The 12,252-nt window shown below is 48.8% G+C and carries 13 protein-coding genes; all 13 read right to left on the bottom strand.

The window, feature by feature from the left end:
* Positions 1–58: 58 nt before the first annotated feature.
* Positions 59–1,135 carry a flagellar biosynthesis protein FlhB gene (gene flhB / locus Pan241w_RS10405; protein WP_145214734.1) on the bottom strand — a complete coding sequence of 359 codons (1,077 nt, stop codon included), beginning with the start codon at positions 1,133–1,135 and terminating at the stop codon, positions 59–61.
* A gap of 29 nt (positions 1,136–1,164) precedes the next feature.
* Positions 1,165–2,154: a flagellar biosynthetic protein FliR gene (locus Pan241w_RS10400; protein WP_145214732.1), complete on the bottom strand. Its 990-nt coding sequence runs from the start codon at positions 2,152–2,154 to the stop codon at positions 1,165–1,167.
* A gap of 39 nt (positions 2,155–2,193) precedes the next feature.
* Positions 2,194–2,460, bottom strand: a complete 267-nt coding sequence (gene fliQ, locus Pan241w_RS10395) for a flagellar biosynthesis protein FliQ (RefSeq protein WP_145214730.1) — start codon at positions 2,458–2,460, stop codon at positions 2,194–2,196.
* A gap of 51 nt (positions 2,461–2,511) precedes the next feature.
* The gene (fliP, locus tag Pan241w_RS10390; protein ID WP_232107408.1) at positions 2,512–3,477 is read right to left on the bottom strand and encodes a flagellar type III secretion system pore protein FliP; all 966 of its coding nucleotides are present in this window, start codon (positions 3,475–3,477) and stop codon (positions 2,512–2,514) included.
* On the bottom strand, positions 3,470–4,276 hold the full coding sequence (locus tag Pan241w_RS10385; protein ID WP_198000451.1) for a FliO/MopB family protein: 807 nt from the start codon (positions 4,274–4,276) through the stop codon (positions 3,470–3,472). The genes fliP and Pan241w_RS10385 overlap by 8 nt, the downstream gene beginning before the upstream one ends.
* A 166-nt stretch (positions 4,277–4,442) precedes the next feature.
* Complete coding sequence (gene fliN / locus Pan241w_RS29360; RefSeq protein ID WP_198000450.1) at positions 4,443–5,150, bottom strand: flagellar motor switch protein FliN; 708 nt, start codon at positions 5,148–5,150, stop codon at positions 4,443–4,445.
* Between the two features lie 28 nt (positions 5,151–5,178).
* The gene (locus tag Pan241w_RS10375) at positions 5,179–5,727 is read right to left on the bottom strand and encodes a hypothetical protein (protein ID WP_145214726.1); all 549 of its coding nucleotides are present in this window, start codon (positions 5,725–5,727) and stop codon (positions 5,179–5,181) included.
* A gap of 161 nt (positions 5,728–5,888) precedes the next feature.
* Entirely contained in the window at positions 5,889–6,617 is a 729-nt protein-coding gene (locus tag Pan241w_RS10370) for an OmpA/MotB family protein (protein WP_145214724.1), read from the bottom strand.
* Positions 6,618–6,718: 101 nt separating this feature from the next.
* Entirely contained in the window at positions 6,719–7,498 is a 780-nt protein-coding gene (locus Pan241w_RS10365) for a motility protein A (protein ID WP_145214722.1), read from the bottom strand.
* A gap of 115 nt (positions 7,499–7,613) precedes the next feature.
* Positions 7,614–7,811: a flagellar FlbD family protein gene (locus Pan241w_RS10360; protein WP_145214719.1), complete on the bottom strand. Its 198-nt coding sequence runs from the start codon at positions 7,809–7,811 to the stop codon at positions 7,614–7,616.
* Positions 7,812–7,877: 66 nt separating this feature from the next.
* On the bottom strand, positions 7,878–9,569 hold the full coding sequence (locus tag Pan241w_RS10355; RefSeq protein ID WP_145214716.1) for a flagellar hook-basal body complex protein: 1,692 nt from the start codon (positions 9,567–9,569) through the stop codon (positions 7,878–7,880).
* 191 nt (positions 9,570–9,760) lie between these two features.
* A complete protein-coding gene (locus Pan241w_RS10350; RefSeq protein ID WP_145214713.1) occupies positions 9,761–10,192 on the bottom strand; it encodes a flagellar hook assembly protein FlgD in 432 nt (143 codons plus the stop codon).
* Between the two features lie 31 nt (positions 10,193–10,223).
* Positions 10,224–12,146, bottom strand: coding sequence for a flagellar hook-length control protein FliK (locus Pan241w_RS10345; RefSeq protein ID WP_145214711.1), 1,923 nt, complete (start codon positions 12,144–12,146; stop codon positions 10,224–10,226).
* Positions 12,147–12,252 lie beyond the last annotated feature (106 nt).

The raw sequence follows: 12,252 nt of genomic DNA, 5'->3' as shown, positions 1-12,252 counted from the left end.
CTCGTTTCCGGTGACTGTGATACTCGGTTGACGATGCAGACCAAGTTTTCAGTAATGCCTAAGCATCCGGCATCGACTTTCCGGTCAGATTATAGACGTAAGCCATAATTTCCACGAATACTTCGTATAATTCGAAGGGAATTTCCTGGCCCGTTTTCACTTCACGGTACATCTGCCGCGCTAACGCTTTCCGTTCAATAATCGGAATCCCGTGTTCATTCGCAATCTTACGAATCTGAGACGCAATCTCGCCTGCTCCCTTGGCGACAACAACTGGTGCGGGCATCGACTCCGGATCGTATTTGATCGCAATCGAAATATGAGTTGGGTTTGTAATCACCACATCCGCGGTTTCCACATTCGAGAGTTCCTGCGACATCGCCAGTTTCCGGTGTGCTTCGCGCCGCCGCTGACGAATCAGCGGATCTCCTTCCATGGATTTCATTTCTTCGCGGATCTCCTGCTTGCTCATCATCAGGTCTTTTTCATGCTTCCACTTTTGAAATGCATAATCAACGCCCCCCAGCACAATCAAAGCCAGAGCCAGCAGAATCCCCAGTTCGACGGTGGAATTGAAAATATCACGCAGAATTGTTTCCGGAGGGGCCCCCATCAATGCCAGAAAATTAGGGAAGACCAGATAACTGAACCAGGTCGCGATCAAGACCAGGATGGTCAGCTTCCCCAGACTCACAGCCAGTTTCACTAAGCCTCGGACTGAGACAATCCGTTTCGCTCCTTCGATCGGATTGAGCCGCTCCCACTTGATTTGCAACACATCCGGCGAGATCAGAAAACCAACTTGGACAATATTCAAGAGCACCGCTGAAATAAACAACATAATCATCGTCATCGCGGTTCCCTGCAGGAACAATTTGATGATGGCTTCACAACGCTCGATCAACTTCACAGGTTCCATCTGCAGCCAGACCGGCGTGGTCAGTGTGACCTCCATAAAGTGTTTCATCTCATTGCTGAGGCTGACTGCAAAAAAATAAAGCACGCCGGCCGCAGCCAGCATCATACCAGCCGCATTTAAGTCCGTACTTTTCGCAATATTCCCCTTCTCGCGGGCTTCCGTGCGCCGGCGATCGGTGGGCTGTTCGGTTTTTTCTCCACTGTCATTTTCTGCCATAGGGCTCTGGTCTCAAACCATTTTCTAGCTTACATCACTGCACTGCGACTCAACTGGTCAATGGCCGACGGAATCGATTCCACCACAATGTCTGCCGCTCCCGACAATGTAAACATCAACACAAGCAGGCTGATCATGGCACGAATCGGAAATCCAATCACCAGTACATTGATCTGCGGAACCGTGTGCCCCAGATAGCCCATTGCAATGGAAATCAACGCACTGATCGCCAGTAACGGCGCTGCCACTTTAATAGATAACACCAGCGACTGATGCATTAATGTCTGCAGCAGATCGAGCGTATTCGTGGAAACGATGCCTTCCCCTACCGGAAAGACCTGAAACGTATCAATCAAAGAGGACAACATTAACAAGTGCCCGTTCACCGGTTCCATGACCAGAAAAACCGTAATCCCGATAAAATAGAGATACTGACCACTGAGCGAGGCATTCATATCAAAACCGGGATTAAAGACCTCGCCTAAAGCCATCCCCGCCTGCTGGTCAATCATCTGACCTGCCATCTGCAGGCTTAACAAGATAATGTAGACCCCCAGACCCAGTGCAAAACCTAACGTAAGTTCTCCCAGAATCGACCAGACATAATCCAGCAATGAGGCTGGCATGTTGACCACAAACTTGTAGTCATTCACCGTCAATTCGCGTGTCCCCTGACGACCGGCACTGAGCACCAGCGCTTCAAAACGATCCTGCAAATGTGAGGGGATTTCTTCCTGGCTGAGCCGCTGATCCTGATTCGCATCCAGTTCATAAAAACCAGCGGTGACCTGATCGTGCAACGTCGGTGTAATCAACAGTGCCAGAGTGAGTATTAATAACACGCGAATATTCGTGGGAAAGATCGGCTGTCCAAAGACCGGTCCAATAATCATCAGACCACTGATTCGGACCAGGACCAACGTGAATGCATAAAACTGCAGCATGGCCCATTGCAGAATCTGTCCCGGAGCCAGCTGCAACAAAGGATTCATGACGTATTGGTCGAGAAGTTCACTCACGGGTTTCTCATGTTCTCTGTATCAGCGACGTTCCCAAATTCAAAGACGGGAAGGAATATTGGTAATCAGATTTGTGCTGTACTCCACGAGCAATGAAGTGATCCAGGGTAATGTATACAGAATTGCCAGCACCATCATAATAATCTTAGGAACAAAACTGATCGTCTGGTCCTGAATCTGAGTCACTGCCTGACCAATACTGATGACCAATCCCACAACAACGGCAGTCAGCATCACCGGACCGCTGACTTCCAGCATGATCAGTAATCCTTCTCTTCCCAGATCAAGAACTGTTGAACTATCCATACCTGACACCTGTATTTAAGAATGCTCCGGGCGCAATGCGGGCGCCCGTATTTAACCAACGGCCCTGATGCTTTCCAATAACATGCCCACAGTTAACAGCCAGCCATCGATTAACACAAACAACAAAATTTTAAAGGGTAAGGAAATCAAAACCGGGGGCAGCATCATCATCCCCATACTGATCAGAATCGAGCTGATCACCATATCGATCACAATAAAAGGCAGATACAACTGAAAACCAATCAGGAACGCGGTTTTCACTTCGCTCAACATGTACGCCGGCAACAAGACGGTCAGAGGAACTTCATCGTAATCACTGGGGGCCTGATAATCGGCTGCGCCGGGAGAACCGGGCAGCGGTTGCTGATAATCCAGAAACATCCAGACTGTATCACTGTTTCCCGTGAGCTCAATCTGATCACTCATAAATTTCCGCAGGGGGGACACTGTTTTCTGAAAGGCGACTTCCAGAGAAACTGGTGCCTGTTCTGTCTGATGCGTATAAGGCACAATCCCTTCTTCATAGGCTTTTTCCCAAATGGGAGCCATCACCATCACTGTCAGAAACAGGCTGAGTGAAGTCAGCACCTGATTCGGAGGCAGTTGCTGTGTTCCTAACGCCTGCCTCAATAAACCGAAGACGATCACAAAACGAATGAAACTTGTCGTCATGATCAGGATGGAAGGCGCCAGACTCAAAACGGTCAATAATAAAAACAGCTTCAGAGTGGAGTTTAACCCCTGAGGCGATGTCATCTGCTCTACATTCAACATTTCGGGCACGCCAGAATTACTATTTTCTGGTGCCAGTTGAGTGGGTTGCTGCTGAGCGACCTGAGGATTCTGATTGGCAATACTTTGATTCGACAGAGCCTGATTCGTCACAGGGGGCTGTGCCTGAACCACGCGAGGCCCCCCAGCCAATGACATTAGACACACCACAAGCAGGATCGCCTGCTTCCCAAAGGGAAAAGCACAACCGGCAGTCCGTTCTTGCCACTCCCGCTGCTTATGCATGTCCTGACTCCACATCTTCATTCAAAGATTGTCGGGACGAATGCATCAACTTCTGCTGCAGGCGAGTCACAGCGGAATCATAATCTGCAAAGTCTTCCTGCTCGGATTCTCGAACAGGCTGGTCGGGTTGTGTCTTGACTGACTGAGGGAATCGACTTTCAGCAGGATTACGCTCGTTCTGTTCTGTCTTAGCTTGAGCCGACTGAAACAGGTTTAAAAATGTGGAGTTGGATCGAGCAGACTGAGCCCGTTCCCGGCACATCCCCGTGATCAGATCCACCTCAACGGGATCCTGAACCTCACTGAGCATTTCCAGACCAGCGGGAGAAGATCCCAAAATCAGAATTCGCGAACCACAGCGCACAAAATGAATTGTCTGACGTGCATCCAGAGGCTTCTTTCCCAATACTTCCATCACTTCACGCGGCAGATTCGCAGAAGCCAGAGGATGATGTTTTTTAAACAACTTCGCAGACACCAGAATAATCGAAATCACGACCAGCAAAGCTCCCAGAGTTCCCCAGATCGAAGGAGCCGCGCGTGTGCTGCTCTGATTCGTTTTACTTTGGCTGGACTGCTTTTGAGGGTCGAGGGGGGTAATCGGGTTGGAAGGCACACTCTTTTTTCTGCCAGCCAGTGGATTGTGTTGCGTCCCCTGCATGGTCACTGGTTTTGTGCGCTGTACCAAATGGCTGGAACGAGTCTCCCCAGCCGGCCTCTGTGCCCCCTGCTGGAAATTGTGCTGTGTCCGTTGAGAAAAGTCATTGAATTCATTCGAGCTCCCTCGTGAATGAGACAAGCCTGAATTTCGAAACGCAGGATTCCCATCTGCTGACATCGCATTTGTAACGCAAGCCAGACTACAAATCAGAGTGAGAAATGATAGATACAAAAGACGAATCATTGAATCCTTTACGCCGTCAATCATTTTGAGATGCAGAAGAATCTGTTTTCCTGAACAGGCTTTAAAGCTCTGGGGAAATAATCTCGGCAACTCGTACACAGAAATTGTCATTCAGCACCAGGACTTCCCCCCGCGCAATGATCCGGCCATTCACCAGAATATCCACTGGATCACCTGCTAATTTATCTAAGGGGACGACAACCCCTTCTTTCATTTTTAAAACTTCTTCAATCAGCAACTCTGTTCTTCCCAATTCAATGCATAAATCCAGCTCTACATTTTGCAATGAAGAGAGTGCCATTGCTTCTTCGGGAGTACTGGCCATCGATTCAAAATTGGGAAACTCAAACGCTTTCGTCCCTCCCAGGTCCCCCGGAATACCGCTGCCGGGCCCCAGGTTGGGAGAAATCGCCGCTGCCAGATTTGCTTCTGCCTGGTTGAGTAATGCCTCCGTCTCTTCATGCGAAGAAATGGGCATACCCGATTGATCGTCTCCGGGGGCTGAATGTTGACTGAACAACGCGTCGATATCATCATTTTTGACAACAGGGCTTGCGTCCGCGGCTGCACTATCCCCACCGGGATCGTTACCGGCACCTTGCAATAATTTTTCGATATCGGAAGAGTCCAGAAGATCGTCTGCTCCCCCGGTCTCATCTTTCGCTGCTTCCTTCTCCGGAGCAGGTTCTGCGGGCGCATCGGATCCCTGCGCATTTAACAGCTTTTCTATTTCTGAGGGATCCAGAAGATCATCATTCTCATCAGCCACGGTTGTATCCTGTTATGTTATTCACACATCATTGCGTCAGGGTTCGATACTCACTGATCACGGTTTCCACTACATAACTTTTCTTGAGAACTTTGTTAATGGCCTCTTTCATCATGCGTTTCATCGTACCTAACTGGGGATCATTCAAGTCGCTCAAGCTCGATTTTCGAACGACTTCGATCACAGCCTGCTTGACGCGCGCTTTACTCTGCTCCTTGACCATCGACTCAAAATCTGCTGCTGAGCCCTGCTCAACCAGCGCCACCAGGTTGAATGTCACATGAATCGTGGCCCCCGGCTCAGCGATATTATTCGTGACACTGAAGTTTTCAATGGGAACTTCCGACGTCTCGTTCGTGCTCTCTGGAACAAGCTCAGCGGGAACTTCTTCTGGTGGACCCGATGGTGCCAACAACCAATAGGAAATGCCTATCTGAAGCATGATAACCAGCAATAGCAGTCCGCCGACCTTCAAGAGCTTTGCTTTTGAGTGTCCACCAGGGGCTGCTGTCTCTTCAGCCGCTGTTTCTGCATCCGGATCGACACCAGCTTCATTTGTTTCGGTGTCAGTTGCCACGAGTCTCCTCCTTGAACTCTCGCACCCTGTTATTGAGCCAAGACAAATCCCTTGTCTTTCTGATGTACCGCCTTCAGCGGACATTCGGTTCAACAGGCACAGCGAAAAAAACCGAGTGAATCTATCAATACGCTCGATCAGGCGAAATTGACCGTTTCTACTTAACGATCGCCTGTCTGTGGAGAGACTATATACGCATCAATCAAAAATACGTCAACCCGACGATTTAAGTATTGCTCTTTAGGATTGCGCGTGATGGTCCGTGGTTCCGCATCACCTACTGAACTGACAATCAGTCTAGTTGGCGCAATTCCCTTGGATTCCAGATACTCGGCTACATTTTTAGCGCGATAAAAAGAAAGTTCTTGTGAATCCTGAAACTTTGAGTCCTTTGGGAGAGGTTCCGGGGAGGCATGTCCACGCACCACGAGCCGATTGGGGGTAGGCAGAAGAACTTCAGCAATGATATTCAGCTTCGATTTGATTTCAGGCGTTAACTCGGCAGAAAACCGACCGAAACTAGCAGCCCCCCCCAGAGTCACTTCGGTCCCCGTATTGATTCGCTCGACCGTTTTATTCGCCCCACCACCACCGGATGATTTCTCTTTTCCGGTTTTGGTACCCCCATCAGAGCTGGTCCCTTTCGAAGCAGGCTTACTCTGATTGCTGGTGGCGTCCAAAGATTTTCCGGGAACGGCAGCTGTTCCCTGATGAGTACCAAAACGCTCGCGCAATGAGTCTAACATGGCGCGTACGCTTCCTTCATCATTCCGGATTTCACTCATTGACACCAGCATGATGAAGAATGTCAGCAACAACGACATCATATCACCATAGGTGACAACCCATTCCGGTACGCCTGGAGGTCCATCATCTTCCGGCATTGCCATCTGAGAACACTCCTGTTAAATCTTCCTTGAATGGGTTCACTGACTGAAACCGTGACTGTAACTTGAATTCATACAGGTAAAGCAACACCAGTGAAATCGCATCAGGCTGCCTGACTGTCTTTTCCAACCCGCTGATCCTGAGGCAGAAAAGTATTGAGTTTCTGCTCAATCACGCGCGGATTATCGCCTTCCTGAATCGCGATCAAACCTTTAATGATCACTTCCCGGACTTGAAACTCCTGTTTGCTGTAATAGGCCAGCTTATCTGCAAACGGTAGAAAAAACAGGTTAGACACAATCGCACCATACAAGGTCGTAATCAATGCAACCGCCATACCAGGGCCAATCGCTTCCGGGTCGTCCATGTTGCCCAACATGATGATCAAGCCCATCAGGGTACCGATCATTCCAAACGCAGGTGCATAACGACCTACGGTATCCATCAGAGATTTCCCGTTTTTATGTCTGCCCGCCACCGCCTCCATCTCGGTTCGTAAGATTTGCTCCATCAAATCCACATCAGTACCATCGACGGCCATCTGGACGCCCAGCAGAATGAAGGGGTCCTGAATCTCTTCTGTTTTGGCTTCCAATGCTAAAATACCATCCCGGCGGGCAATTTCTGCAAATTCCACAATTTGTGAAATCACAGGTGCCATATCCTGCTGATTGGGAAAGAAGACTTTCTTCACCACCTTAGGAAACAATAACATTGCAGCCCCGGGGAATGCGATAAAACTGGCGGCAATCGCCCCCCCTACCACAACTGCAGCAGAAGGAATGTCGATAAAGGCGGTGAAACTCGAACCTGGCGCAATGGCGATCGCCAGCAAAAGCAATGCGACCCCTGCGACTAGTCCACCGGCTGTTGCCTTATCCATTTCTGCAAATGTTCCTGCTGAATGCTGACTGCTGACTACGCTAAAACTGCAAACCGCTAACAGCCACTGACCCTCAAAATCACAATTTAAACTCGCTCATTCTTCATGAAACCGATCAGGAAAGACCAGGTACAAGACGAATCGCCCGCGAGTAGGCAATCGACCGTTTGACAACTTCTTCCACGCTTTCCTTGACGATCAAACGATCCTCTGAAGTCAACGTGATAAAGGTATCGGGCCTGCTTTCAATGCACTGAATCAACGCGGCATTGATGACAAACTCTTCACCGTTCAGTCTGGTCAATTTGATCATGCTGCCATTCTCCCTAACACAGCCGCATCATAGCTTCGCTGACATAAACTCTTCATTCAGGTCTCACTATCGTCCCAGAACAAGAAGCTCGTCTACCAACTGCTGCACCGAACTGATGACACGTGCGTTTCCTCGATAATTCGTCGAGGCTACAATCAGATCGACCAGATTTCGACCGACGTCGGTATTGGACAGCTCAACAGAACCGGCACGAATCGTACCAGCACCAAAGTTTCCAGGTGTCACGAGGAACGGAGGACCAGAACTGACCCCTTCCTGGAAGGCTGAATTCCCCGATTCCAGCAAACCCTGGGGGTTTGCAAAACGAGCCAACGTGACCTGCCCCAGCGTACGAATGATACCGTTATCAAACACGCCGTTGATAATTCCCGTTTCGTCAATCACGAAACTGGACAAGGTCCCCGGGTCAGAACCATCCTGCAGAGTCAGTTTTAATGTACTACCGGCAGATTGGGAGGAAATACCCGAAATGTTCGACAAGTCGATGGTCACGTCCATTTCATCGGCAGCCGACGAAACCCGACTTACAGCAAAGGTATTGGGTGTGTAGTTGGTCACCACCCCTTTACTGTCAAAAGTAATGGTTCCGTTCGAGACTGCGATGTCACCATCATCATCGTCGGCACTCTCCAGGAAGTAGCGGAATACTGTATTATTCGATGTGCGTGACTCCAGTACGCTGGTCATCTTCATCGTCACAGGTTCACCCAGAGAGTCAAAAATCACAAAGTCCGTAATCGCGCTTTCGCCATTCGCCTGTTGCGATTTTGTAAAAGAGATGGGAACAGTGGCACCATTCGAAGTCAAATTACCAATTGTAATCGAAATATCATTCACGGTACCGCTGTTACCAACAATCTGAAATTCTCCACCACCGGTAATCGTCACGCCAGGCTGGCCTCCCGTTCCTCCATCGTTCGGAATTCCCCCCCCATTCTGAATCCCCAATGTTTGATCGAGAAAGGTTGCTAAATCAGCAGCCGTTGTGCCTGCACCAACAACCAAAGTCAAAGGATCAAGCGAACGCCCCCCTTTGCTGGGAGTGAAGGATAATGTCTCACCAAGCGTGAATAACGGAGTCCCGATTGTCTCCTCAACATCGGTCAACAATGTGGCTCCAGTGATTGCCGCGTTGGCGTTACCGGCATCGGTTAAGGCCGGTGATGTCAGCACAGAACCTAACGTCCCCAGGGTTCCCGTCGGTAACAAAGCACCACCAATTTCGACGTTTTTCGTCGCCTGAGCAACGTTCAAATCCCCTAAAGGCACTTCAATATCGGTCAGAGTGGTGGTCACCAGATTAAAGTCTTCGTCAACTCCATACCCCTGAACCTTAAAACCACTCTGGTTCGTCAACAGACTCTGACTGTTCAGTTCAAAGTTACCATTTCGCGAATAAACCTGACCATCGGGACTGTCAAGAATGAAAAATCCCTCGCCCTGAATCGCGAGGTCGGAAGGACTGGTACTGTTCGTCACACTTCCCTGCGTAAAGTCTTTTCGAATCGAAGCACTCAGAGCACCTAAACCAATTTGACGTGGGTTCGTACCACCGTTGCTTGAGGTCGGTCGTGAACCCACACTCAACGTTCGCGATAACTGAGTGGTAAAGAGAACATTGGATGCTTTAAATCCGTTCGTCCCGGCGTTGGCAATATTATTACCCAGCACATCGATACTTGTTTCATTCAGGGCCAAACCACCCAACGATGTATTTAATGCAGACGTCAATCCCATGACTACTCCTCGGTTGAATCAACCAGGTTAAAAACCGAATCCTTTGGTTCTATTCGCGCAGCATCAGTCAACACTGTGCTACAGCTTTACTTTCTGTATCGTCTAAACAATCCAAAATCATGTTTCATTTTTTGGTAATTTTTGATTCTGATTCGTTCGCCTTCTCTACAAATCCAGCCGTAAGAATTTATTTACGCAGCACTTACGGGCGATTGAACGTTTGAGATCGCGGAGACGGGAAGCTCATACGCACCAACTCCCACATAGGCTTTCCCTTCCCGGACAAACGCACGGTCAACGACTCCGGCAACAGGTGCCTGTTCGCCGTCCTGGCCTTCAATTTCTTTACCAATCAGCCCGGCGGCTTGGGTTAAAGACTGACCTGTGGTGATTTCCTTGAGAGTATCGGACAACTCAATATTCGATTGCAACTCACGCATACTCGATAACTGAGCCAGCAGCTGTTCATTCCCCAGCGGCTCAGTCGGATCCTGATTTTGCAGCTCGGTAATTAAAAGCTTCATGAATGTCTCGGCTGTCAAACCATTAAAGCCGACTTTATCTGCCTCTACTACATTGACAGAGTTAGCATTACTACTGCCACTAATTCCATCTACGGGCATCCTGGCACTCCTTTATTCCTGTAAAACAGACTTAAATTTGGACGTCAATTTCTTCTACATTTTCTGTCACAATTCCCTGGGAGCGACTCACCTTGGGGCTATTCTCGTCGGCAACATCATCTTGCCTGAAAGTCTCTTCGGCAAAGCCCGGCTCTTGCTGTCTCTCTTCAGAACCGCCCTCATTTTCAGAGAACTGGTTTGATTCAAAATCTCCCCCTGACTGAGTTTGTGCGTCAGAATGGGATGATCGCTGATCTTCTGTGGAATCTGTGTTAATATGTACGTCAATCCGATCGAGTGAAACGCCGGTCTTGGTCAATGCTTCTTTCAACTGCGCGATGTTATCATTGATCACTTTTTGCGCGTGTCTGTTTTGCACTTCCAGTTTCGCCGTGTACTCACCATTTTTTAATGAGACTTCAATCTGCAATGTCCCCAATTCAGGCGGGCTCAAACGAATTTTCAGCTGCTGCCCTGTGGATTGTGATTGTCGCACCGCACCAACAATCCGTTCAACGAGTTGCTCTACCTGTTTGACATCGACTGGAGGCCCTACTGGTGTCGTCGACTGTGTCCCCGTTGTTTGAGATGACAGAGGGGTTCCTGTCGACTGAGAAAGCGTCTGATCCTGATCTATGGTACTGTTATCCTGGGAAACAGGAGCTGTTTTTGTCGATTCGGTTTGGATCTGGCTCAGTGTCTCGGAAGCTGGTTTCAGCCCCGGATTGACCACGGTCTGAGTCACTTCTTCATTCTGTTGATCGGTCTGTTTTGCCCGCTCCGCTTCCCGGGCACTCGATTCTTTCACAATTTCAGTAATATCGGGCTGCTCCGATTCCGGCTCTTGCTGTAATTGTTCGATTACCGTATCCGAAACCTGTTGAAGGGAATCATGGTCTAATGGAATCTCTCCCTGATTGGCTTCATCAGAATCAGATTCCGTCTGTTCTTCATTCCGGGAACGCTGGTACCGCTGTTGGATCAAAGCCTGAATATCAACTTCATTCTCATCAGTGCTCCCTGCCCCGTTGTCAGAATTCTTCGCCTGATACTCCTCAATCGCCTGTTTTAGTTCATCTGAAATCTCCAGATCGGATATTTTTTCCAATTGCAATTTTAGTTCTGCATCAGACAGTTGTTTTTCACCTTCGATTTGTTCGGTCGGTGTTTCATCAGGTTGATTGGCGGCATTCAACTCCGGGTTGAGGTTTGATACATCAACTGCTGTGATTTCCTGACCAGACTCGGTTTGAGATGTCTCAACGACTTGTTTCTTTAACTGATCCGCTAACCCGTCCGGAATGGGAATCGGTTCACTCAAACCGGTATCCGTCACGTCTGTCTGTAAATTCACCAGGTTCTGATCATCGACCAACTGAAAATTAGCAGGAGGGAGAATTTCGCTGTCAGCAGTAGTGACCTCTTGATCAAAGGCTGCTTCATTCTGAACGGCAAAGGAGGTATTAAACAGCGAGTAAGTCTGCTCCTTCTCTTTTGTCGGAAGATTGGCTGCCGGCTGTGGATTGATAACTTCTTCTGTCGTTTCAATCGTTTCAGAATTACCCTGAAGATCCTGCTCCTGATCAGTCGTTACCTTCTCTGGTCCTGAGTTTCCAATCTTTGATTTTTCAGAAGCAGACCTGGTTCCCTCGCGCTGCTGATTTTCGACTGGTGCCTGATCGTCTCGGGGCTCGGTAGTGGAACGGGATTCTGTATTTTTGCTTCCCGTTCGGCTCTGATCCGATTTCAAATCAGCGGATCTGGATTCGCGTTCCTGAGCTTTCTCAGTCGAAGTAGTTGTTTGTTTCTTAGAGAGAGATTCACTTAACTGCTTACGATAACTGGAATCTGTACTACGCGTTGCTCCTCGATTCAGGTCACGATTTGTTTTGCCGTATTGACTCAGATCCGGTGCTTGCAGGTCGAGCAGGGATATTTTGCGAGAATCAGACATTTCTCAGTACCTCAGTTGAAAATATGAACCCGAACACAATCGCCTTGCGCTCTCAGATAAAACAGCGCAGTCGAGTACACTGCAGTTTCAACTGTTTTACCAGTAT

Origin of the sequence: Gimesia alba (assembly GCF_007744675.1) — a bacterium.
Taxonomy (GTDB): Bacteria; Planctomycetota; Planctomycetia; order Planctomycetales; family Planctomycetaceae; genus Gimesia; species Gimesia alba.
Note: the sequence above shows the minus strand (reverse complement) of the source record. Positions and strands in the feature narration are given on the sequence as shown.